The 24,703-nt window shown below is 46.2% G+C and carries 20 protein-coding genes and 1 riboswitch; of the genes, 8 read left to right on the top strand and 12 right to left on the bottom strand.

The annotated features are described in order from the left end of the window. Window positions 1-157: 157 nt before the first annotated feature. From ABIE50_RS10045 to ABIE50_RS10035, 3 genes are all read left to right on the top strand, one after another. Window positions 158-1,762 carry an FAD-dependent oxidoreductase gene (locus ABIE50_RS10045; protein WP_209863926.1) on the top strand — a complete coding sequence of 535 codons (1,605 nt, stop codon included), beginning with the start codon at window positions 158-160 and terminating at the stop codon, window positions 1,760-1,762. Window positions 1,763-1,780: 18 nt separating this feature from the next. Continuing rightward, window positions 1,781-2,473, top strand: a complete 693-nt coding sequence (locus tag ABIE50_RS10040) for a hypothetical protein (protein WP_209863929.1) — start codon at window positions 1,781-1,783, stop codon at window positions 2,471-2,473. A gap of 675 nt (window positions 2,474-3,148) precedes the next feature. Continuing rightward, window positions 3,149-3,532, top strand: a complete 384-nt coding sequence (locus tag ABIE50_RS10035; RefSeq protein WP_209863932.1) for an SdpI family protein — start codon at window positions 3,149-3,151, stop codon at window positions 3,530-3,532. Window positions 3,533-3,597: 65 nt separating this feature from the next. Here the strand turns inward: ABIE50_RS10035 and ABIE50_RS10030 are convergent, their stop codons facing one another. The 5 genes from ABIE50_RS10030 to ABIE50_RS10010 form a co-directional block, all read right to left on the bottom strand. Continuing rightward, entirely contained in the window at window positions 3,598-6,780 is a 3,183-nt protein-coding gene (locus tag ABIE50_RS10030; protein ID WP_209863935.1) for an efflux RND transporter permease subunit, read from the bottom strand. Between the two features lie 29 nt (window positions 6,781-6,809). Continuing rightward, window positions 6,810-7,934: an efflux RND transporter periplasmic adaptor subunit gene (locus ABIE50_RS10025; RefSeq protein WP_354027951.1), complete on the bottom strand. Its 1,125-nt coding sequence runs from the start codon at window positions 7,932-7,934 to the stop codon at window positions 6,810-6,812. Window positions 7,935-7,961: 27 nt separating this feature from the next. Further along, complete coding sequence (locus ABIE50_RS10020; protein ID WP_142683376.1) at window positions 7,962-9,296, bottom strand: TolC family protein; 1,335 nt, start codon at window positions 9,294-9,296, stop codon at window positions 7,962-7,964. A 403-nt stretch (window positions 9,297-9,699) separates the two neighbouring features. Then, entirely contained in the window at window positions 9,700-10,599 is a 900-nt protein-coding gene (gene lipA / locus ABIE50_RS10015; protein ID WP_079468971.1) for a lipoyl synthase, read from the bottom strand. Between the two features lie 36 nt (window positions 10,600-10,635). Beyond that, window positions 10,636-11,463 (bottom strand): hypothetical protein, encoded by an 828-nt coding sequence (locus tag ABIE50_RS10010; protein WP_209863941.1) that lies wholly within the window; start codon window positions 11,461-11,463, stop codon window positions 10,636-10,638. 166 nt (window positions 11,464-11,629) lie between these two features. On the opposite strand from ABIE50_RS10010, the gene ABIE50_RS10005 reads away from it, so the two are divergent. Further along, the gene (locus tag ABIE50_RS10005; protein ID WP_142683378.1) at window positions 11,630-12,037 is read left to right on the top strand and encodes an OsmC family protein; all 408 of its coding nucleotides are present in this window, start codon (window positions 11,630-11,632) and stop codon (window positions 12,035-12,037) included. Window positions 12,038-12,247: 210 nt separating this feature from the next. On the opposite strand, the gene ABIE50_RS10000 is transcribed toward ABIE50_RS10005, so the two are convergent. Then, window positions 12,248-13,531 carry a DUF2851 family protein gene (locus ABIE50_RS10000; RefSeq protein ID WP_209863943.1) on the bottom strand — a complete coding sequence of 428 codons (1,284 nt, stop codon included), beginning with the start codon at window positions 13,529-13,531 and terminating at the stop codon, window positions 12,248-12,250. 127 nt (window positions 13,532-13,658) lie between these two features. Next, window positions 13,659-13,776: riboswitch (SAM riboswitch) on the top strand. A gap of 184 nt (window positions 13,777-13,960) precedes the next feature. On the opposite strand from ABIE50_RS10000, the gene ABIE50_RS09995 reads away from it, so the two are divergent. Beyond that, entirely contained in the window at window positions 13,961-15,139 is a 1,179-nt protein-coding gene (locus ABIE50_RS09995; RefSeq protein WP_209863946.1) for a trans-sulfuration enzyme family protein, read from the top strand. 98 nt (window positions 15,140-15,237) lie between these two features. After that, the gene (locus ABIE50_RS09990) at window positions 15,238-16,419 is read left to right on the top strand and encodes a homoserine dehydrogenase (protein WP_209863949.1); all 1,182 of its coding nucleotides are present in this window, start codon (window positions 15,238-15,240) and stop codon (window positions 16,417-16,419) included. Between the two features lie 65 nt (window positions 16,420-16,484). Here ABIE50_RS09990 and ABIE50_RS09985 read toward each other — a convergent pair whose 3' ends face one another. From ABIE50_RS09985 to ABIE50_RS09970, 4 genes are read right to left on the bottom strand one after another with little or no spacing between them, the layout of a single operon-like run. Further along, the gene (locus ABIE50_RS09985) at window positions 16,485-17,054 is read right to left on the bottom strand and encodes a Maf family nucleotide pyrophosphatase (protein ID WP_209863952.1); all 570 of its coding nucleotides are present in this window, start codon (window positions 17,052-17,054) and stop codon (window positions 16,485-16,487) included. Window positions 17,055-17,056: 2 nt separating this feature from the next. Next, window positions 17,057-17,998 carry a geranylgeranylglycerol-phosphate geranylgeranyltransferase gene (locus ABIE50_RS09980; protein ID WP_209863954.1) on the bottom strand — a complete coding sequence of 314 codons (942 nt, stop codon included), beginning with the start codon at window positions 17,996-17,998 and terminating at the stop codon, window positions 17,057-17,059. Window positions 17,999-18,012: 14 nt separating this feature from the next. After that, window positions 18,013-18,534 carry a KdsC family phosphatase gene (locus ABIE50_RS09975; RefSeq protein ID WP_142683384.1) on the bottom strand — a complete coding sequence of 174 codons (522 nt, stop codon included), beginning with the start codon at window positions 18,532-18,534 and terminating at the stop codon, window positions 18,013-18,015. A gap of 43 nt (window positions 18,535-18,577) precedes the next feature. Further along, window positions 18,578-19,342, bottom strand: a complete 765-nt coding sequence (locus ABIE50_RS09970) for a Rossmann-like and DUF2520 domain-containing protein (RefSeq protein WP_209863957.1) — start codon at window positions 19,340-19,342, stop codon at window positions 18,578-18,580. 226 nt (window positions 19,343-19,568) lie between these two features. On the opposite strand from ABIE50_RS09970, the gene topA reads away from it, so the two are divergent. Together topA and ABIE50_RS09960 are read left to right on the top strand one after the other, a co-directional pair. Next, the gene (topA, locus tag ABIE50_RS09965; protein WP_142683386.1) at window positions 19,569-21,917 is read left to right on the top strand and encodes a type I DNA topoisomerase; all 2,349 of its coding nucleotides are present in this window, start codon (window positions 19,569-19,571) and stop codon (window positions 21,915-21,917) included. A 127-nt stretch (window positions 21,918-22,044) separates the two neighbouring features. After that, the gene (locus tag ABIE50_RS09960) at window positions 22,045-22,917 is read left to right on the top strand and encodes a transglutaminase-like domain-containing protein (RefSeq protein WP_209863959.1); all 873 of its coding nucleotides are present in this window, start codon (window positions 22,045-22,047) and stop codon (window positions 22,915-22,917) included. Between the two features lie 120 nt (window positions 22,918-23,037). On the opposite strand, the gene ABIE50_RS09955 is transcribed toward ABIE50_RS09960, so the two are convergent. Both ABIE50_RS09955 and der read right to left on the bottom strand, forming a co-directional pair. Beyond that, a complete protein-coding gene (locus ABIE50_RS09955; RefSeq protein ID WP_142683388.1) occupies window positions 23,038-23,256 on the bottom strand; it encodes a hypothetical protein in 219 nt (72 codons plus the stop codon). A 90-nt stretch (window positions 23,257-23,346) separates the two neighbouring features. Continuing rightward, entirely contained in the window at window positions 23,347-24,660 is a 1,314-nt protein-coding gene (gene der / locus ABIE50_RS09950) for a ribosome biogenesis GTPase Der (protein ID WP_209863962.1), read from the bottom strand. Window positions 24,661-24,703 lie beyond the last annotated feature (43 nt).

Genomic DNA, 24,703 nt, shown 5'->3' with positions numbered 1-24,703 from the left:
AACTATTAATACATGGCATAAAATTTACATTTACTGTCTTGTACCTGTTCGTGTTCCTAATCAATAGATCAAGTTAAACATTAACGCTCTCGTTTTTTGTGTTTCGATTTGTAAAAGCTCCGTTTTTTGATACTGCATTACAGGTAAATTCAAAAACATGAACAAAGAAAATAAAAACATGCGGGGAACTGACGATGATGAAACCGTCGATATTGCGATTATTGGCGCCGGTATAGCGGGATGCTATACAAGTTATCGATTAAGGTCTGAAGAGAGGCTGTTGAAAAGAGAGGGTCGACAAAAAATAGTTTTATACGAACAAGATGATTTTATTGGGGGTAGATTGAAATCTATAAAATTTGGCGAGCATTATATTGAACTAGGAGGAATGCGTTTTTTTGAGGAGATCCCAATGCTATCAGATTTACTCACACACCTGAATCTAACTTCGAAGGTAAAACAATTCGACTTCAGCTCGAATTGTAATCTAAGCTATCTTAAGAAAAGGTCCGTAAGATTGGATGATTTTGAATTAATTAACACACTTTACAGTTTGTCACCTGATGAGCAGTCTACCTCTGCTGAGGGGCTTATTGAATTCGCTATTAAAAAACATTTCAATTGGTTCTATCCTTTACATGATCGTTATCATCAATGCTACAAAGAAAAGAATTGGGCTTTAGTCGGTGAGGTTTCAAAACAATATGAAGATATAAAAAGTAAAACTAATTGGGAAGGAAATAGCATAGAATCTATCTCTTGGTTTCAATTTTTGAATGCATTTCTTTCAACAGAAGCCATTGCATTTATACAGGATATCGGTGGTTATGAAATCGTTAATTCGAATGGGAATGCGTCTTCATGGCTAGACAACATTTTTTACACTCCAAAAGATGTACAATATAAATGCCTTTCCTCTGGTTTTAATAGTTTACCAGCTAAACTTTGTCGTGACTTTGTTAAGAATGGTGGAATACTAAAACTTAACTATAAATTGATTGCAGTTAGCAAAAGTGATGATAAGTATTTACTTTCTTTTGAAAATGGGAAAGAAGTTAAGCAAATTAGCACTCAATTTTTAATATTAACTGTGCCTAAACCAGCATTGGCCAAATTAATTGACAATACTTCTTTTAGCAAAAAAATTAATAAGAAAATATTTGAAAGCATTAAGAGTGTTAATGCTTTCAAACTCTTTCTAACCTATCCTTTCGCTTGGTGGGAAAAGGCCAGAGGTAACAAAGGCAGGGATACAACAGACCTTCCCATAAGACAATTCTACTATAATAAGTTTAATGACAAATCTAGTACTCCGGCATTAATAATGGCGGCTTATTGTAATGGCCCTGACGTGATTTACTGGAACGATTTGATAAATGATACCAAACAAAGTTGTCTCGAAAAAAAAATGCCAAATAGTGAGAATTACTACATTAAAGAAGAACTAAAAAGAGTAGCTCATGTTTTTCTGACAGAAGCGATTGGTATTATGGATGCCCCCTTGCCAATTGATGTGTTCTACGAGTTATGGCTCGAATCCCAAGGTCGTCCGGGTTGGCATGTATGGGATAAAGGCTATTCATCGGAAAAATCTATGGATTATATGAGGCAGCCTTTCCCAAAAGAGAAAGTTTATATCGTAGGTGAGAGTTGGGCAAAAGAACCGGGGTCAGTTCAGGGGGCTTTAGAAACTAGCGAAAAGATGTTGCAAAATAATTTAGGGCTTTCAAAGCCAAACTGGTTAAAAACGAAATTTATTTAAAACAATAAAATAAGATTTATGTCAATTATCAGAAATCAAACCATAGAGAACCTACCCTTATCAATTAATGGCCTTGAAGATTATTATCAGGATATTAGAGCACTTTTTAATTTTATAGAAATAAGATTTAGAGTAAAGGAGTATGGTGTTAATTTAGAAAGCGTATCAAAAAACACCTTTTTTTCAAATGACAGTGGGTACAAACTTTCAGATGACAGTGACTATCCATTTTATTTATGGACCCCATCCTGGTTAGGAAGGTTCTATGCTGATTTTTCATCGGTAAAAGATAGGACAGACCTTGTCAATACATCTATAAAACAAATCCCTATAATCTCATTTATATGGATATGGCATGGTTCGGGAGATGCGTATGTAAAAGATACTAATTCTCCCGAATGTTGGGTAGGCGTAGCTGACCCCATTCTGGGCGACTCGGATAAAAGCATCTATGAAATAGCTGATATGATATTCAAGCATTTTCGCTTTGAAACCACTAAGATAAGTCAGTTTGAAGATTGGTTTGATGGAAAATTCCATCCAAATACCATCGGCAATGAAATGAATGGTACATGGCAAATGAAACGAATTCCGCTAAAAGAACTGAATACATTTTTTGAGGTAGAACGAATGATCATCAAACCTTTAAGTCAAAAATATTTAGAATTATGTCTAAAAAATCAACCTCATAAATTTACGGCAAACATATAAAAAATTGCATCATTCATCCGTATTTGCTCGATTTGCTAATTGTAATTCCCGAAAAATTATAGTTGATCAGGCCGCAGAAAAATTTACAAGAGCACTGACATTTGAAGATCTATCATTCCTTTATCAAAAAAACATTTCATTGATTTGGTTGAGCCCTCGAAATTATATTGCGAAGGCTAGGCTAATATTTCATTGAAAGGAAACAGAAGTATAAGCCCAAGTTATAGTGCCTGGGCTTATATTTTTCAACTGTCCGTAGTATTATTTGAGCTTCTGGAATACTACCCCGTATTTATCCTTGCTGCTACCGCCTTGCTTCCCACAAAAAATATTCCCGTACCTTCCTTCTATAACATACTCCCGGATACTCCTTCCTACTCTTTCTGTCTCTACACTCAAAGAAGACGTTCATAGCTCCGGTGCTGAACATGGGGCTGCAGGTCATCACCCGTATGTGGTGCCTCAATATTGGATCGATGGCCGCTTAAATAACTACCGAACTATTGATTAATAATAAAGGGAGATATGAGCGGCATGTTGCTCTTATCTCCCTTAACTATTCTTATAAAAATCTAAAAAAATAAAATCAGACGAATCATCAAAATCAGCGTAATCAGTGTTCCAAGACAAAATTCGCTTTTTTTGCGTAACTTATGGTAACCAAAACCCCGGACCATGTGGTTACGCTTCTTTCATTCCACTTACTGCAACGCGGCTATTTTTGCAGGCATACTGTTCTATCTCATGGGTTATTTCATACACCGCTTTCCTCCTAAAAGCACAAAATCATGGTATGGTTACCGTAGCGTATTGTCTACCAAAACACCTGAAATGTGGCGTTCTGCCAATGAGTATGCAGCCTATATTTCACGGCGTGTAGGCGTGGTGCTCCTGCTCACCGGCGTGGCATGCGCACTTATTTTTGAGAGGCAGTCGGATTGGTTCTGGTATATCACCGTGGGGGCTGTGGTAGCCGGTACCATGTACCTGGTGGGCGATACCGAATGGGAATTAACCCGGCATTTCGATAAAGACGGTAAGCGTATTCTCCCTGAATAAAGCAAAGAAGGCGCTGCTTTCGCAACGCCTTCTTGTATATGTACAATTATAAACCCTGCTGATTATTACAGTCTGCCCTGCACATCGTGCTCTGGCACTGCCTGGTAGCTCTCTTTCATTTTACGGAGCTTTTCCTTACCGTAAGCCAAACGGGTAATCACCACGTACAATACCGGCACAATAAAGATGGCCAGGAATGTAGCGGTGAACATACCGCCCAATACTGTCCAGCCCATCGTTTTACGCGCTTCCGCACCTGCACCGGAAGAAAATACCAGTGGCAGGATACCCAGCAGGAAGGCCAGCGATGTCATGATAATGGGGCGTAAACGCAGCTTCGCCGCTTCCACTGCCGCCGTTACCAGGTCCATTCCCTTATCCACCCGCTCTTTTGCAAACTCCACGATGAGGATCGCATTCTTGGCCGACAAACCAATCAGTGTAATCAACCCGATCTGCGCATATACGTTGTTGCTCAGCTTAGGCAGGAAGGTAAGCACCGTAATGGCCCCAAAGGCGCCGATAGGCACCGCCAGGAGCACGGAGAACGGAACAGACCAGCTTTCGTATAATGCGGCCAGGAAGAGGAATACAAAGATGATAGACAAGGCGAAAATATATATGGTTTTGGATCCCGACAACAGCTCTTCACGGCTCAAACCCGAGAACTCATAACCATAGCCTTCCGGAAGCGTTTGCGCCGCCACTTCCTTGAGTGCATTGATGGCATCACCACTACTGTATCCCGGAGCCGGGTTACCGTTTATTTCCGCAGAACGGAACAGGTTGTAGTGGGAAATCACCGGGGCGCTTTCTATTACCTTATAGGAAGTAAGAGCGCTTAACGGCACCATAGAACCGGCGCTGTTGCGTACAAACAGCTGGCTCAGGTTTTTGATATCACCGCGGTAAGTGGAATCCGCCTGCGTTACCACGCGGAAGTTACGGCCATAAATGGTGAAGTCGTTGATATAGGCGCTACCCATATATGTTTGTAATGCAGTAGCAATATCGGAGATCTTCACACCCATTTTCTTCGCTTTTTCACGGTCAATATCCAGCTGATAGCCGGGTGTGCGTGCGGTGAAGAAAGAGAATGCCTTCGCTATTTCAGGGCGCTTGTTGGCGGCAGCCAGGAAGTTCTGCAACACGCCTTCAAATGCCTTTACTTCACCGGCGCCCTTTTGTTCCAGTACAAAGGAGAACCCTGCTGTGGAACCCAGGCCCGGAATGGCCGGAGGTGGAATTACCACCACATTGGCCTCTTTGTATTTCGACAATTTCTTCTGCAGCGTGGCCACAAGCCCGAACACCTGCAGGGAATCCGGCTTACGTTCATCCCATGGTTTCAGCTGGCAGAAGATAGTAGCACTGTTCGATTTAGTAGCAAAGTTTACCACGTTCAATCCTCCGAGCGCGGCATAGTGGGCAATACCTTCCGTATTATCCAGGTCTTTCATCATCTGCTGCATTACGGCCAGGGTACGCTCTGTTGAAGAAGACTCCGGCAAATCGAATGTAATGTAGATACGGCCTTCATCTTCCGTTGGTATAAAACCTGTTGGCTTGCTCTTGAACAACATCATGGTACCCACAAAAATGCAGACCAGGATCACTATCACAAAGCGGAAATAGCGGATACTCTTTTTCACGCCCACAGAATAGCGGGAAGTGGTATGCCCAAACCAGCGGTTGAATTTAAAGAAGAACTTGTTCAGCCCTTTCGAATCTTTGTCCAGGTGCATGGGTTTCAGCAGGAGGATACACAATGCCGGTGTTAATGACAACGCCACAAATGCGGAGATCATTACAGAGATGGCAATAGTGATCGCAAACTGCTGGTAAAGCCGGCCTACGATACCTGGTATAAACCCTACCGGTACAAACACCGCTGCAAGGATCAGTGCAATCGCAATCACCGGCCCGGATATTTCCTTCATGGCCATTGCGGTAGCATCCCTGGGCGACATCTTTTCATGGTCTATATTATGCTGCACCGCTTCCACCACCACAATGGCGTCGTCCACCACAATACCGATTGCCAGTACGAAACCGAACAGGGTAAGCGTATTGATGGTAAATCCAAGTGGTATAAAGAAGATGAAGGTAGCGATAATGGATACTGGGATAGCCAGTACCGGGATCAGTGTAGCGCGCCAGCTCTGCAGGAACAGGAATACTACGATCACCACCAGGATCAGCGCTTCCACAATAGTATGCACCACCTCTTCTATAGATACTTTTACTACGGAGATGGATTCAAACGGCACTACGTATTCCACATCGCTGGGGAATTGCTTCTTCAGCTCTTCCATAGCGGCTGTCACATTCTTGGCAGTTTCAATCGCGTTACTTCCCGGCGCCTGGTATACAAGTAGGTAGGCAGCGCGTTTACCATCAACGAAGTTGTTACCGGAGTAGTTAAATTTACCTAACTGCACACGGGCCACATCTTTCAGGTATACCAGCGATCCGTCTGAAGGACGGGTTTTAACAATGATATTTCCAAATTCCTCCGGAGTGGATAAACGTCCTTTTGTGAAGATGTTGTATTCAAATGTTTGCCCTGCTTGCTGCGGCGGTGCACCAACAGAGCCAGCAGTGATCTGCGCGTTCTGCTCTGCCAGCGCTGCGCGGATATCATCGGCGGTTACGCCCATTTCAGCCAGCTTATCGGGTTTCAGCCAGATACGCATACTGAAATCATCCGCACGGGTGAAGATATCGCCCACCCCTTTTGCCCTCAGCAATGCATCTTTTACATATACGTTGGTATAGTTATCCAGGAAGGTAATATCGTGTGTGCCTTTAGGTGAGTACAGTGCCACCAGCATGAGGATACTGGGGTTACGCTTTCTAACGGTGAGCCCTAAACGCTGTACTTCCTGTGGCAGGGTAGGCTGCGCAATTCCCACACGGTTCTGCACATCCAGCGCGGCAATATTGATGTCGGTACCCACTTCAAAGTTTACCGTCATGCTCATCTGCCCGCTGCTGGTGTTGTTCGTGTTGATATAGGTCATGCCCGGCGTACCGTTCACCTGCACTTCCACGGGTGTGGCTACGGTTTGTTCCACCGTTTGTGCATCCGCCCCGGTATAGGTACCTGTTACCTGTACGGTGGGAGGCGATATTTCCGGGTACTGACCTATGGCCAGGTTCATCATCGCCAGTATTCCCACCAGTACCAGTACTATAGATATTACTATAGCCGTTACGGGTCGTTTTATAAAAGTATCTGCAATCATGATCTTCTGCTGTTGATTCTACTGATAAACTATTTCTTCGCAGGCGCACCTGTTGGAGCGGCTGGTATTCCTATCTGTATTTTGCCGCCATCGCGTAAACGCTGGAAGCCTTCTGTGATCACCTTATCACCGGCCTGGATACCATCCATGATCACGATCCTGTCGCCGATCCTTGGTCCCAGGTGTACTTTCTGCTGGGCAGCCACGGAATCTTTTGCAACAAATACAAAGTATTCCCCCATCTGCTCAGTGAGCGCTTTATACGGGATGATCAGTCTTTCTCCGGACTGCTCATTCAGCACGCGCAATACGCAGCTCATACCGTCTTTCAGCCTGTCGTCCGGGTTATTGAACTCGATACGCACACGGATGGTACCGGTCTGATTATCTACCCCGCGGTCAATGGCGAGGATCTTACCGGCATGTACGAACTCAGTGCCATCGGATAACTGCAGACGGAAAGTAGAGTCGCTGGCTTTTCCACCCTGCATGCCTGCAAAACGGGAGATCTCATTTTCTGTTATCACGAAATCAACTCCTATCGGGTTTTCACTGGAGATGGTATTCAGCAGGGTGGTACCGGGGCTCACCTGTGCGCCGAGCTTTACCTGGGAAATACCTATACGCCCGGTAAACGGCGCTTTGATCAGGGAATAATCCAGGTCTGTACGAACGGCAGCAAGACTGGCTTCTGCTGCAGCCAGCTGGCTGCGGGAAGTTTCCAGGGTTGCTTTTGCATTATCCAGTATCTGGCGGGCCACCGCATCCTGGTCGGCCAGGCGCTGGTAACGGTCGTCATCTTTCTTTGCCCTTTCAAAGCTGGCTTTTGCACTGGCTACATTGGCCTGTGCCTGCAAATAAGCCGCTTCATATTTGCGGCGGTCTATTTCATACAGGGGCTTTCCTTTCTGCACTACTTCACCTTCTTTAAAAAAGATCCCGGTAATAAACCCTGATACCTGGGAACGCAGTTCTACCTGGTTCAACGCTACTACCGTGGCGGGGTATTTATCGTAATAAACGGCCGGTGCTACGGATGCCTCCGTAATATTCACCGGTGTAGGGGGCATAGCGGGCGCTCCCTTCTGGGCCGGACCTTTACAGGCAGTAAAGCCCAGGATGCTGGCAGCGCTGATTAAGACAATGTGGTTCATTTTTTTCATATCCGTTCCGGTTACCATTTAATAATTAGCTGTTAAGGTTCCTAATGCTTTTTGCAGGTCTATCCGGCTGGACAATACCTGGTACATGGAATTATAAAAATTCAGCTGCGCGGTACGCAGTTCTGTTTCAGACACCAGTACATCGAGATAGGTTTTGATCCCTTCCTTATACTGCAGCTGCAACATATCATATACATCCTGTGCCATCTGCACGTTTTCCTTCAATGTGAGATAGTCGTTGTAATTACTTTTATAATTGGCCATCGCCTGCGCATACTGCGAATTGATCTGGCTTCTTAAAGCCGCAAAATCCCATTGGGTACGCTGTAACTGCAGCTCTGCCATGCGGATGTTGTGCACTCTTTTTCCTCCCTGGAAAATGGGTAAGGATAGCTTCAATCCCAGTAGAGAGTTCGGATAATTCTCGCTGTACAACTTGCCAAACTGTTCGTTCTGATAGGCAAAGGAGTAATTGATAAATGCGGATACGGTAGGCAGATAGCTCCATTTGTTATATTTCAGGTTGGCTTGCTGCAGGCTTTGATTCGTTTCCAGTAACTGGTACTCGATACGGTTTTTATAATCCGCAGTAAGCAGGGTATCCGCGCCGGTTACCTGTGCGGCCACAGCTGCAGAGTCTTCTGTAAGCGGCACATCTCCGCTGTTCACCGGGTATCCCATCAGCTGTTTCAGGTAGGCCTGTTTGGCTGTAAGCAGCTCACGCGCTGCCTTTTGTTGTGCACGTGCATTGTTCAGCGAAATGGTGGCGCGCTTGGCATCGGTTTTATCTACCACACCGCTGGCATACTGGTTATTCGCATCTTTCAGGCTTCTTTCCAGGCGGGTAATATCTTCGTTCAGTACCTTGATCTGTTCGGTAGTGAGAAGCACATCATAGTAGGCCTTGCTTACATCTGCTACCAGGTCTATCTGGTTACGTGCGGTTGTTTGCCGGCTTTGCCTCCTTATGTCCCTTGCCGTATTGGTGGCCAGTAAAAGGTCCCGGGTGAAGATATTCTGGTTCAGCCCGAACAATGCAGTGGAAGTGTTTGCCACGCCTACTTTGGTGGGATTACCTCCAAAAATGGAAGTGGGCAGTTCCAGGTAATGCTGGATGTTATAATCCAGGTTTACCTGCGGATACCAATCGGCCAGTTTACTCTTCACTGTCCGGTCGGTGATCGCTTCATCAATAAGCGACTGCCTGATAACCGGCTGGTGGGTAAGGGCATACCTTACACAGTCCTGCAGGGTAGCGCTGGTTAGCAGGGAATCAGAAGATTGCTGTGCAAATACCTGCGGGGATATAATTAATCCGCATGCCACAGCTAACAAATAAAATGCTCTTTTCATAAAAGGCTTTTGACATTCAGTTCATCATTGTACCAATCGAAAGGAAATAACGCATACATAAAAAGCCCGGCTTTTAATGGCATAGCATTATTGTCCTGTATTTGTTGCGACGCTATCCGCATCACAACATTTTTAATTGCCGCAAAAACATGTCAGGCTGTAATGATTACAGCAAACAGGTAGGTTGATTAGAGAGTCGCGGATTCAAAATCATCTGGAACTTTAACGCACGGTTTCCAGAGTGGTTCCAGGTATCTGAATACAACGTATAACAGCGAAGTAGGTATACAACAACTAATCTTGTTGTTTAGGTAAAACGAATTCGGGCGCTAAGATAACGTTATGAAAACAAAAATCCACCCTTCCGGGTGGATTTTAACAAATAAGTGAAAATCAGTTCCGGTCATCCTTTATTACGACCGCTGACAATATGTTTTTCTGCGTGATAGGATGATCTTACTAACGGTCCTGACTCTACGTAGTCGAGTCCCATGTTATAACCTATCTCGCGTAATTCTGCAAATTCATCAGGATGAACGAAGCGTGCCACGGGCAGATGTTTTGGTGTAGGCTGCAGGTACTGGCCCAGCGTTACCACATCACAACCGTTATCGTACAGGTCCTGCATGGCCTGTACCACTTCTTCTTTTGTTTCGCCCAAACCGAGCATGATACCGCTCTTGGTGCGCATGCCACCTTCTTTCAGGCGGCGGATCACTTCCAGGCTGCGGTGATATTTGGCCTGTATCCTTACCTGCTTGGTTAAACGTTCTACCGTTTCCAGGTTGTGTGATACAATTTCAGGCGCCACATCAATGATACGCTGGAGATTTTCCCACTGGCCACGGAAGTCCGGGATAAGGGTTTCCATGGTGGTTTCAGGATTCAATGCCCTAACAGCATTGATGGTGTTGGCCCAGATGATGGAACCGCCGTCTTTCAGCTCATCCCTGTCTACAGAGGTGATAACGGCATGTTTTACTTTCATCAGGTAAATGGCTTCCGCCACCCGTTGCGGCTCATCGAAATCCACTGCTTCCGGCCGGCCGGTGGCTACGGCACAAAAGCCGCAGCTACGGGTACAGATGTTTCCCAGGATCATAAAAGTAGCGGTGCCGGCTCCCCAGCATTCGCCCATATTAGGGCAGTTGCCACTTTCACAGATCGTATGTAATTTATGGGTATCTACCAGGTTTCTAACCTGTTTATAATTCTCGCCTATGGGTAATTTAACGCGCAGCCAGTCGGGCTTTTTCACTCTTGTTGTAGCCGGTTCGGCGGCTATTACGGGTAGTTCTTGCATCGCTTATTCCTTTCTTTAGAAGAGCAAAGTTAATACTTATCTCTTATTCCAGCGCTTCCCGAATTGGATGCTGACATATGCATTAAAAAAGAACTGTTTATTCTGGTCAACTCCATCTACTACCACCATAATAGGAATCTTTTTGGTATAATATTCACCATTCACTCCCACTTCCAGGGCGCTCACCACCTCGTTGAAATGGGCCCAGTCGAACCGCATACCCAATTTGGCATGCAATCCCGGAACCACGCTGAGGTTGTTCCATCCTTTTCCGAAACCGCCCGCGCCGTTGATCTGCTCTTTGTGCAGGAAAAGGTCCGCAGTTTCAGGGGTGTACTTGATATCCACATTTTCACCCGTTTCATTCTGCACATTCAGGTAATAGGGTTTTACCAGCCCCAGGGATACGCCCCCGTAATAGACAGCGTCTACCTCCACCCCGTTTTTATTGGCTTTACCGCCAATCAGGTACCGTTGGCCTACACCCAGTTTTGCCTGGTAAAAATTATTCTGTTTACCGTAAATATATGGGCGCTGGGTAAAGGCATACCCGCTATTGACCTTTACTTCCTTATTACTCTTCTTCTCCCCAAACTCAAACTGGAAATAATTCACTTTTTTCCTCGTTTTCCGGTATCCCAGTTCCGCAAAACCAGACCATCCGTCGGTGTTCAGCCTTGCCCCTGCAGAAAAATCACGCTGGAAAACATTCTCCCCCTCTTCCTGTTCGCGGAAAATGGAGATCTTTTTCAGCTTACGCTGTTCCTTATCACTTTTCTTGGTGCTTTGCTGCCGGGTGGTGGTTTGCGCAAACAAGCCGCCGGATATTGTTGCTAAAAACAGGATTAAGTATATTTTTTTCACAGTGGGCTATTATTATAATAAATAAACGCTTGAACAAAGGTATTGTTATGTATATATTACAAACGTAGCTAATTTTTTTTTAGTTTACCAGGGACCTTTACTGCCAGGGATACACTTATAATAAAAATACATTTAATTTTACGGATTGATCATTTAAAAAGATATCATGCAAACAGCATCTATTATCTATACCGGCCAGTTACGTACCACCGCCACCCATTTGCAATCAGGCACTGTTATCGAAACAGATGCACCTGTTGACAACCGTGGCAGGGGGGAAAGATTTTCTCCCACCGACCTTGTAGCCACTGCCCTGGGCTCCTGTATGCTCAGCATTATGGGCATCAAGGCAATGGATAATAACTGGGCTATTGAGGGCACCAAAGTAAGCGTACAGAAAATAATGGGCACAGACCCGCGCCGTATCACGGGCATCACCATCGTATTCGACTTCCCCGAAGGCCATGGCCTTGGTGAAAAAGAACGGACCATCCTGGAAAGGGCGGCACATACCTGTCCCGTGGCCATGAGCGTGCACCCGGACATTGTACAGGATGTCACCTTTAATTGGTAGTGCACCGCCTTCGGCGGTTTAAATTGTCTTGGAACACTGATTACGCTGATTTTGATGATTTGTTTGATTTTATTTTAAGATCTTATTTTTTTAAGGGAGATATATGCGGGTGAATCCGCTCATATCTCCCTTAATTTATTATCAAACTCCCAAAATAAAATCAAACAAATCATCAAAATCAGCGTAATCAGTGTTCCAAGACAAAATCCGCTACACGCCTGAAATGATCTTCACTCCTATGGCGCACTGCAGGCATCTTTTCTCATCACAATAATGCTGTTTCAGCTGCAGCAGCGCCTGCGATTCCAACGCGCTTTCCTGGCCAATACCAAGCTGGCTCCAGCTGTTGGTGATATGGTTCCTTTCCGGCGGCAGCTGCTGCAGGAAATGCAGGGCTTTTTCCTGGTAATATTTGCCATTCTTATCCTGTCCGTACAGGAACAGCAGGGGCAGCACCGTGTTGATCAGGATACCCTGTACCGCCTGCTTCCCGGGCCGCTGGGTGCGCGCTACGGGTTGCCCGAAACGGTAATGTGTATGCCAGTACGCCGACGGCTGCACGAAAAAAAGTTGTTCCAGGGCTGTTACATCAGGGGCTTCCAGGATCCGGGAAAACAGGTGGGTGGATTGCTGCAGCAATGCGGCAAAAGTGGCCAGCCGCATGGTGGGAAAGGCAGCAGGGCGCATCCGCAGCCAGTTCCAGTGGTGGGCCGGAATTGGGCTGAGCCGGAATTTGTGCTGCAGGTGCCCGTAAACATCCTGTAACTGTAACGCATACCCGTCGGTTTGCGAGGCTTCCAGCATCCCTGCCTGGCCAAACAGCAGCGCCTCTACCTGGAGCAGCAGGTGCCGGTACCGCATCAGCATTTTATAGGGAAGCGATTGCGCCACCTGCAGGAAAGGCAAGGCATTTACCGGTGCGCCATAACTCTGCGCCACTGCCCAGTAGCACACTTCCTCCCAATTGTAATGATTATGCTGCAGCCAGGCCCGCAGGCTGCTGATCTTACGTTCCCAGCGCTCCGCCAGCAACCGCTCTTTCCAGCTTAGCCAGATCAGCTGCGGCACCTGCACGGCATGGGGGGCACATGGCACAAAAGGCGATAATGATTTCAACTGCTCATAACGCTGCAGGAGCACCTTGGGGATATGCTGCTGCAATTCCAGGCAGGGAGCATTCCCGGTAACAACATCGGGCATGTCGTGCACAAACACCACATGCAGGATAATACGGCCGTATTGTGCATTATACTGATGCCCGTGCCGGAACCAGTCGGATGTGCGCAGGTGCAGCTCCACCTGGCCTACCCATAAAGTAGCGCCGATCCTGATCTTGGCAGCCGAAAAATCCGGTCCGCCATTGTGGTTATGAACGCCTGGAAATATTACCTGTACCGGCTCTCCGCCGGTGGTGGTCAGATGATCCTGCTTAAATAGCCGGAAGGCCCAGATATGCTGGAACAGCTCTTCTGAGAGCAACGGGTTAACAAACATAAAAGATATGGTTGGGTATAAAATAATATCATCCAAAGGTAATAAAACACCGGTTAATAAATAAAAAACTACTCCAATTTGGAAATCTGCCTAAAGTGATATTACCTTTGCGCCAGTTCTTACACATCACTTATCCAGAAAGGCGGAGGGACTTGGCCCTGCGATGCCTTAGCAACCTTTCCTGATCTATGATCGGGAAAAAGGTGCTAATTCCTGCCCTGGTGCAAACCGGGGAAAGATAAGTTGGCAGAGATAATACTTCACAGATATATATAACTTTCTAAAAGAGCTCTTCCAACAAACGGGAGAGCTTTTTTTATGCCCCCTCCCCGCCCTTTCATGGATTTGTTGTTGTTTAAGTTGATCTTTAATGATATCGTTGCAGTTGGCAATTGTGCACATTGAACATCATTAAAAATAATTTATAACATGAAAACAGCTACACAACTGATTCACAGCATACCGGTAGACGAACTGACAGGCGCCATTTCTGTGCCTATCTATCAAACGTCCACTTTTGTGCAGGAATCACCCGGCATCAATAAAGGCTTTGAGTTTTCGCGGGCAAACAACCCCACGAGAAAAGTGCTGGAAGACCTCATCTGCAACCTGGAAGAAGGGTTTGCCGGGTTTGCGTTTGCCAGCGGTATGTCGGCCATAGATGCAGTGCTGAAGCTGTTAAAGTCCGGCGATGAGATCATGGCCGTGGAAGATACCTACGGTGGCATCTTCCAGATCTTTAACCACATGTTTGAACGCTTTGGGATCAAAGTGAATTTTGTAGATACCAGCAACCTCGATAAAGTACTGGCCGCAATTACGCCCAATACAAAGATCATCTGGCTGGAATCGCCCACCAATCCCACTTTGCGCGTATCTGATATTAAATCTATCAGCAAAATTGCCAAACAGCATAATATCCTGCTGGCGGTAGACAATACCTTCAGTACCCCATTACTGCAACAGCCGTTAACACTGGGCGCGGATCTTGTGATCCACAGCGCCTCCAAATACCTGGCAGGCCATTGCGATGTGATCGCCGGCCTTGTAGTAGTGAACTCAAAAACACTGGCAGACCAGATCCGGTATAACCAGAATATTTCCGGCAGTATACTCAGCCCCTTTGAAGCATGGCTTACTATACGCGGTATCGAAACACTGTACCTCCGCCTGGAAAAACAATGCAGCAACGCCAGCGCCATCGCTAACTGGCTGGCCACACATCCTGCGGTGGATAAAGTGTTCTATCCCGGACTGGCCACCCACAAAAATCACCACATCGCCCGTAAACAACAAAAAAATTACGGCGCTCTGGTAAGCTTTTCCCTGAAAAGCGACAATATCAAAAATGCGATCCGTATCGTAAACGCTACCAAATTATTTAAGCTGGCAGAAAGCTTTGGCGGCGTGAAAAGCATGCTGGCCCACCCGGCCACCATGACGCATCGTACCATCCCGGAAGAATTCCGGAGAAAAACAGGACTGCAGGATTCCTGCATCCGTTTATCAGTAGGCATCGAAGATGCCGATGACCTGATCAACGACCTGAAACAGGCGCTGGATAAACTAAACCATCCGGCCGGCAAGCAAATTACAGTTTTACAATAAAGCCATTAGTGGTTGGTAACACCACTTTCAATGTACGGAAACTGATCATCTCTGCACGGCGAAAGACTGATTGCTAAGGCTGCAAGCTCAAAAAAAGTATGGAAAACAAGATCATCAATTTAGGCATTTTCGGATTCGGCGTCGTAGGACAAGGACTCTATGAAGTTTTGAACAGAACAAAAGGTATTAATGCACGGATCAAAAAGATCTGTATTAAAGATCCTAATAAATCAAGACCGATCGACAGCAGTTATTTTACGACAGACAAAAATGAAATACTCGAAGATCCTACCATTGACGTAGTAGTAGAGCTGATCAATGAAACCGAAGCAGCCTTTGAAATAGTGAGCAAAGCGCTCCGCAACGGTAAAGCCGTAGTAAGCGCCAGCAAACGCATGATCGCTGAAAACCTGCCGGCTCTGTACCAGCTGCAGGCGGAAAACAAAGTACCCTTCCTGTATGAAGCATCCAGCTGCGCAAGTATTCCCATTATCCGTAACCTGGAAGAATACTACGATAACGACCTGCTCAATGCAGTGGAAGGTATCTGTAACGGCTCTACGAATTATATTCTTACAAAAATATTTGAAGAGAACCTCAGCTTTGCCACCGCCCTGCAACAAGCGCAGGACCTGGGTTTCGCGGAAACAGATCCAACACTGGATATCGAAGGATATGATCCGAAATTCAAAATAGTGATCCTGCTGCTGCACGCATTCGGTACTTTTGTGAAACCGGAAGAAGTGTTCAACTTCGGTATCCATCACCTGAATGATTTTGATATCCAGTTTGCCAAACAAAGGAATTGTACTATCAAACTCATTGCACAATGCCGCCGTCAGAACGGGCATGTATTCGCTTATGTACTGCCACACCTGATCAGGGAGCACAACCTGCTCTACGATGTGTACAACGAATACAACGGTATCCTGCTGGAAAGCGCATTCACCGACAAACAGTTCTTTGTAGGTAAAGGCGCAGGCGGTACCGCCACCGGCAGCGCCGTATTATCGGATATCTCCGCACTGCTGTACAACTACCGCTACGAGTACAAAAAGATCAAACAAAACAACCAGCCCAGCTTTACAAATGATGTAAAACTGAAAGTATACCTGCGCTACAAATCACCCGACCAGGTAGACCTGGCAGAGTTCTTTAATATCTCTGAAAAATATGAGTCTACTGAATGGCGCTATGTGGTAGGTACTATCAACCTGCAGAAACTGAGAGAAGCCGGCTGGCTGAAAAATAAAGATGTGAATATCCTGATATTGGAATAAAAGAGATGTAATAAAGCAAAAACCAATCATGATTACGGCGCAGTTCCCTGCGCCGTTCTTATTGATTAAAAATTTTCCAGCTCTTCTACTACCCTGCTTACCGGTAGCCCCATTACATTATAGAAGCAACCATTTATACTGTCTATCCCCACAGCGCCGATCCATTCCTGTATGGCATAGGCGCCTGCCTTGTCGAAAGGTTTGTACTCATCCACATAATAAGTGATCTGCTCTGTGGTTAACGGCTTGAAATGTACAGCCGTTGTTTTGGAAAAGGCTACTTCCTTCTCTCCCTGCCTGATAATAACGCCGGTGACTACACGATGCTCTCTTGCGCTGAGCCGCGATAAAATGTTAATGGCATCTTCCCGGTTCTTTGGCTTACCGATAATATCATTGTCCAGTACCACCACGGTATCAGCAGCAATAATAACATCGCCGGGAGCGCACAGCTCCCGCACGGCGGCGGCCTTCTGGCGCGCAATATGCACGGGAATATCCACTATGGCTAATTCGGGAGGAAAAGTTTCTGCTGTTTCTATCACCTTCACCTGGAAAGGAATGCCGGCCTGTTCCAGCAATTGCTTTCTGCGCGGCGACTGTGAAGCCAGGACAACGGGTGCACGGTTATACATCTCTATAAATAAAGTTTAAAAAATATCATTGATAAAATTCCGGTGAGCATGATCACTTTTACCAGTGAGCTTACTTTGTGATAATGTTCTGGGAGACTTGCCTTTTTCAGCAACACGTAAATGTAGGCACAGGGCGCCTGTACAAACAGGAGAAGGTAACCGATGGCTGCATACCAGCCCAAGATCCATACCCTGATCTCCACCAGGAGGATAATAATTACCAATGCCAGCAAAAGGGCATTACAAAAACGCTTGGCTGCCAGTACTCCCCAGGCGATGGGCAGGGTGCGGCATCCGTCTTTACTGTCGCCCATCATATCTTCCAGGTCCTTCACAATTTCCCGGACCATGGAAATAAGAAAAGCAAATAATGCATATACCCCGATGATCTGTATCAGCTTCCTGCCGGTAGGCGAAATGATGGCTTCAAAACTATGATAGATCTGGCTTTCGTAAAAGCCCACCACCACCACGGCCAGGGCGGTTAACAGGGAAATGATCACATTCCCGATCAGCACCTGTCTTTTAAAAGAAGTGGAATAAAACCAGAGCAGCAGTGAACAGATCACCTGTGTAAAGCCAAGATAGAACTGCCCGGTTTTCCATGCCACCACAAATCCCAGCGATACACCGGCCAGGTTAAGCATGGTATGCCAGGCCATTGCCCAGCGCCGGCTGATGATTTTATCCAGCACCATCTTATCCGGCTTGTTGATGATGTCTATATTTATATCAAAATAGTCGTTGATAATATAACCCGCAGCCGCCACCAGTATGGTAGACAGGCTCAGTAAAACAAACTGGGGAACCGGTAGCGACGGCTCTTCGCCGGAGCTGCGTAACACCGGCTCTACCACGCAGTATTGCAGTAAGAACTGGGTGAGGGCAATATATACCAGGTTCGGGTACCTGATCAGTTTAAAAAATGCAGCCCAGAGCTTCATAGTTTTCTCTTTTATTATTTCGATGCGATTCCTTCATCCATTAACCAATGTCCGTTCAGTTTCAATACTTTTTCCATTACCTCTCTTACGCAACCATGGCCCCCGGGCAGAGGGGACACGTACCTCGAAATACTTTTTATTTCGGCTGCTGCATCTGCGGGGCAGGTGGGTAAAGCTACCAGTTGCATAGGCAGATAATCCGGGATATCATCTCCCATATATAATATCTCGTCCCAGCGAAGATCATTTTCAAAAACATAATCCTGCAGTTTCTCCTGCTTATCGTGTACCCCTGTATAGATATCTTTTATACCCAGTCCCTGTAACCTGCTCACCACGCTTTCCGATTTTCCCCCTGAGATGATCACCACCCGGTAACCCTTTTTCACCGCCAGTTGCAGCGCATAGCCATCCTTTATATTCATTCTGCGCGACATTTCGCCGCCCGGCAGCAATTGCAGGGTGCCATCCGTGAGCACACCATCCACATCCAGTACAAAGGTGGTGATAGATTTAAATAAAGCCAATACGTTCATGGGGCCAAAAATAGCCAATTACGCATTAACAATCGATTATTCCCTATTTATTATGGAACTGGTAAATAGCGTCTGACATGACCTGGTATACCAGCTGCAGGTAGGGATCTCCGGCCAGCAGATCCCGGTGCAGGCTCATGGTAGTATCATCCTGCCGCAATGCGGGCCCTGTTTGTACCTGCTCCGGTGCAAATTTCTCCAGCCGGTCGAAGGTTTCCTTTATAATAGGTTGCAGTAAATTAAAATCCAGCTGCTCTTTTTCACAATAGGCTTTTGCCTGGGCGATCAGGTGATTGGTAAAATTATTACACAGCACGGCCGTGAGGTGGTATTTCAACCGCTGTTCGGAAGAAGTAACCGTAACGCTGCCTGAAATACTCTGGGCCAGTGATTGCAGCCGCCTGAGCACCTCGTCGTTGCTGGCTTCCAGCATCACGGGGATGGGCGGGTAATTTTTCACCTCCTTGCGGATCGACTGTAAAGGATACACCACCCCTGTATTGGAGGATATCCTGGAGATGGCAGCCAGGGGCACCGCTCCGGCCGTATGCGCCACCATACGCTTTCCCAGGCGCAGTTCGTCGTTCAGCTCAGGGATGGCCGCATCACTCACTGCAAGCAGGTATACATCCGCGTCCATATTTATATCCTGCAGATCATTCGTATAATCTGCATGGAGCATCTCCCCCAGCTCCCTGGCATGGTCTTTCTGCCGGCTCACCACCTGTTTTACCTGGTGACCATGAATTTTGAGGAGATGTCCGAAACAATGCGCAACATTGCCTGTGCCAACGATAACTACATCCATTATATTTAATTTTAAAATAACAAACCGCCGGTATCGATCGGATTCGTGGTTTCTAATATACGTGTTTTAGCGGGTACCCGTTTTTTTCATTACATTACAACGTATTTTAACGTTTAAAAGCGACCTTATTTTTTAATTTGAAGGTACTTTTATATTATTGCGGAATTCATAGAAGTAATTATTTTGTAGAATTTTGCGTATTTAGCAGCACATTAAAGAAGCATACATGGCAAAAAATTTAGTTATAGTTGAGTCCCCGGCGAAAGCCAAGACCATAGAAAAAATATTGGGCAAAGACTTCGAAGTCAAGTCCTGCTTCGGTCACATACGTGACCTGGAGAAGGATGACATGGGGATAGACATTGATAACAACTTCAAGCCTAAGTATGTGATCCCGGAAGATAAGGAAAAGGTGGTGAAGGAACTGAGGAAGCTGGCGAAGGATACCGATGAGGTATGGCTGGCAACGGATGAGGACCGTGAAGGGGAGGCCATTTCCTGGCATCTGTGCGAGGTATTGAACCTTGACCCCAAAACGACCAAACGTATTGTTTTCCATGAAATTACCAAGCCTGCCATAGAAAACGCCGTACAACATCCCCGCAAGCTGGATATGGACCGGGTAAATGCGCAGCAGGCCCGCCGTATTTTAGATCGTATTGTAGGCTTTGAGATCTCCCCCGTGCTGTGGCGTAAAATGAGTATGCGCAATTCCCTGTCGGCCGGCCGTGTGCAATCCGTAGCGGTCCGACTGATCGTGGAAAGGGAAAGAGAGATCAACACTTTCAATTCCGTGAGCACCTTTAAAGTGGAAGCTTATTTCACCGGTAAGGATATTAATGGTAAGAATATTTCCTTCAAAGCCGAGGGCCCGGGCAAATTCAAAACCGCGGAAGATGCGGAGAAATTCCTGCAGCAATGTGTTGGCGCCGCCTATACCGTAAAAGATATACAGGTAAAACCCGGCAAGAAATCGCCCGCAGCACCGTTCACCACTTCTACCCTGCAACAGGAAGCCAGCCGCAAACTCGGCTACAGCGTTTCCAAAACCATGTTGCTGGCCCAGAAGCTGTATGAAAGCGGTAATATCACCTACATGCGTACCGACTCCGTAAACCTGTCTGATACCGCGGTAAGTGAAATTGAAAAAGCTATTAAAACCAGTTTCGGTGACAAATACCATCAGCACCGGAAATTCAAAAATAAAAATGAGTCCGCACAGGAAGCGCACGAAGCCATCCGCCCTACCTACATGGAAAACACCACGGTAGATGACAGCGACACCCGCAAACTGTACGAACTGATCTGGAAACGCACCATTGCCAGCCAGATGGCTGATGCAGAACTGGAAAAAACCATCGCCAAGATCGATATCTCTACCAACCACGAAGAGCTGACCGCCAGCGGGGAAGTACTGAAATTCGACGGCTTCCTGAAAGTATACATGGAAAGCCACGATGATGAAGATGAAACAGAAGAACAGGAAGGTTCCTTACCTCCACTGGCCGTAAAACAATCCCTGGATCTGAAAGAAATGAAAGCCACCGAAAGGTTCTCCCGCCCGGCTCCCCGTTATACGGAAGCCAGCCTGGTAAAGAAACTGGAGGAACTGGGCATTGGCCGTCCATCTACTTATGCTCCTACTATTACCACCATTCAGAAACGTAATTACGTGGAGAAAAGGGATAAGGAAGGTGTGAAAAGGGATTTCCGTATCCTGCTGCTTAAGGCCGATAAGATCACCAAACAAACCGACTCAGAAAATACCGGTGCAGAAAAATCGAAATTATTCCCTACAGACCTGGGAATGATTGTAACCGACTTCCTGAACCAGTACTTTAATAATGTAATGGACTACGGTTTTACCGCCAAGATTGAAGAGGAATTTGATGAAATTGCCAGCGGTAAAAAGGTATGGAATAAGATGATCAGCGAATTTTATTCTCCTTTCCATAAAGATGTGGAAAACACCCTGGAAAATGCAGAGCGGGTGAAAGGCGAACGTCCGCTGGGCACTGATGCCGCTACCGGTAAACCGATTGTAGCACGTATGGGCCGTTATGGACCTATGATCCAGATAGGTAGCGTGGAAGACGAGGAAAAGCCGCGCTTTGCCAAGTTAAAGGCCACACAAAGCATTGAAACCATTACACTGGATGAGGCAATGGAATTGTTTAAACTGCCCCGTAACATTGGCCAGTTTGAAGATTCCGATGTGATTATCAACATCGGCCGTTTTGGTCCGTATGCACAGCACGATAAGAAATTCTATTCCCTGAAAAAGGAAATGGACCCTTACACCGTGGAACTGGATGAAGTAGCACCGTTGATCGCAGAGAAACGTACTGCCAAGGATGAACGGACCATCAAAATATTTGAAAAGGAAAAAATTCAGATCCTGAAAGGACCGTATGGCCCTTATATCAAACAAGGCCTGAAGAACTATAAGATACCGAAGGAAAAAATAGATAACGCTGCTGATCTGACCGTGGAAGAAGCCAAAGCCATTATTGAGGACGTTAAAGCCAATCCACCCAAGAAAAAAGCGCCTCCCAGGAAGAAGAAAGCTGAATAACGCTGTGGTAAGAATATGCTGAAAATCGGGGCAATGATAATAACTGCAGTGTGAATGGTATGTTTATTATTAAATTTGCCGACAGGATCACATTATTTAATGATTACCACATGATCATAATAATGGTATGAACGAAAACAGAGAAATAAACGCTTTGTTCCACCTGTTGGATGATCCGGATCTGGAGGTATTTGATACGGTTGCCAGTAAAATATTACTGTACGGTAAAGATATCATTCCGAACCTGGAGAATTTGTGGGAGAATACAATTGACGAGGCTATTCAGGAAAGGATAGAGCTGCTGATCCACCGGGTTCATTACCAGGATTTGCAGGCAGCGTTACGTGTATGGGGGCTTTCATCATCCCAGGACCTGATGCAGGGCGCCATACTGGCTGCCAGGTACCAGTTCCCCGATCTTATGGATGCACCTATCATAGCGGAAATAGATCGCATCAAACGTAATATATGGCTGGAACTGAACAATTATCTTACCCCGCTGGAACAGATCAATGTGCTGAACAGCATGATCTATAATTATTTCGGTCTTAAGGGAGAAGAAGTTTCCTACCAACGCAAAAACCAGTTCTTTATCAACCAGGTGGTAGAGTCCAAAAAGGGAAATCCTGTTACCAACGGGATTATCTACCAAAGCCTCTGCGCCATGCTGGACCTCCCTGTATACGCGGTGAATATCCCCAGGCAGTTTATCCTGGCGTATTTCGACAGCTATATTGACTTTTCCACCCCCGCGGAACCCGGCGACCACCGCATCCTGTTCTTTATAGACCCCATCCAGGGCCAGATCTATACCCAGCAGGATGTGGACACTTACCTGAAAAGAGTATCCGTACCACCGGTCCCCTCCTACTTCAAACCACAATCCAACAAACGCATCGTGCAGTTCTTACTGGAAGAACTGTCCAAGTGTTTTCGCGACGACAAAGACGCCTACAAAACGGATGAACTGATGAACCTGGCGAGTATACTCGAAGATTAACGCGGAATTTGTCTGAGTCAGACAAAATCCGCACGCGCGCCGAAGGCGCAGCGCAAATCAAAAAGCCCACCGCATAAGCGATGGGCTTCCTAATTTCTTGCAAGAAAAGATATTAATCTCTTACTTAGCTGGAGTTGCAGCAGCAGCTGAATCAACCGGAGCAGTTACAGCAGCAGAATCAACGTGAGCAGCAGAGTCAACTGGAGCAGTTACTACCGGAGCAGCGTTCATTGTGTCTACAGGTGCAGTTGCAGCAGAATCAGTAGCAGGAGTGCTACCACCGTTACAAGCAACGAAGAACAGGCCAGCGGCAGCAGCTAATACGAATAATTTTTTCATTTTTTAGGTTGTTTTATTTTTAAAACCGCCGCAAAGGTATGCAAATTTTATAAAATACAAAATCTGCTTTACCTCTTTTCCGGTAAGTATTTATTTTTTTCTAAAGAAGATCTTCAGCGGTACTCCTTTGAAATCAAATTTTGTCCGGATCTGGTTCTCCAGGTAGTTACGGTACGGCGTTTTCACATCGTCCGGGAGATTACAGAAAAAGGCAAATGCCGGTGTATGTGTAGGCAGCTGCGTTACATATTTGATACGGATAGGAATACCCCTCACCACCGGCGGGTGATATGCTTCAATCGCTTTCAGCAGCACTTCGTTCAGCACGGATGTCTGGATCCGGCGGGTACGGTTTTCATATACTTCCAGGGCCGTTTCAATAGCTTTGAAAATACGTTGCTTTTCTGTTACGGAAGTGAAGATGATAGGCACATCGGAGAAAGGCGCCAGTCGCTCTTTCAGTGTTTTTTCGTAGTCCCTGGCCGTGTTGGTGGCTTTTTCCACGAGATCCCATTTATTCACCAGGACCACTACGCCCTTGCCTTTTCGGGCAGCGAGACTAAAAATACTAAGATCCTGCGCAGTGATACCTTTTTCCGCATCCAGCAGCAGCATTACCACATCGGATTCATCTACCGCCTTGATGGCACGGATCACGGAATAGAATTCCAGGTCTTCATTCACTTTTGTTTTACGGCGGATACCCGCAGTATCAATCAGCATGAAATCTTTCTGGAACATATTGTAACGGGTGTGAATGGTATCGCGGGTTGTACCGGCAATATCAGACACAATATTACGCTCCACGCCCACCAGTGCATTCAGCAGGGAAGATTTCCCTACATTAGGCTGACCTATGATCGCTATTTTTGGAATATCTACATTCTGATTGGCGTCTTCCATATCCGGGGTAATAAAAGTTACCACGTCGTCCAGCAATTCGCCGGTGCCGCTGCCTGTCATGGAAGAAAGGAAGTAGGTACGTTCAAAGCCCATGCTGTAAAACTCTGTGGCTTCCAGCTGGCGCTGACTGTTATCTACTTTGTTAACCACGAGGAAAACCGGTTTGGAGGTGCGGCGCAGAATATCCGCCACATCTGCATCCAGGTCTGTAATACCGGTAGTCACATCACACATGAAGATGATTACATTGGCCTCTTCCATAGCCACTTTTGCCTGCTTGCGAATCTCCCGCTCAAATACATCATCACTGTGGGTTACAAATCCGCCTGTGTCGATTACATTGAAGGTTTTGCCGTTCCAATCAGCAATACCGTATTGACGATCGCGGGTTACACCGCTCTGGTCGTCCACGATGGCCTTCCGCTGTTCCAGTAAACGGTTGAACAACGTTGACTTGCCTACGTTGGGACGGCCCACTATAGCTACTGTAAATCCTGCCATTTTGTTATTATATTTTGTCGTACTAACCTGGATAATACACCCA

The sequence above is a fragment of the Chitinophaga sp. OAE865 genome, from assembly GCF_040546735.1.
Taxonomy (GTDB): Bacteria; Bacteroidota; Bacteroidia; order Chitinophagales; family Chitinophagaceae; genus Chitinophaga; species Chitinophaga polysaccharea_A.
Note: the sequence above shows the minus strand (reverse complement) of the source record. Positions and strands in the feature narration are given on the sequence as shown.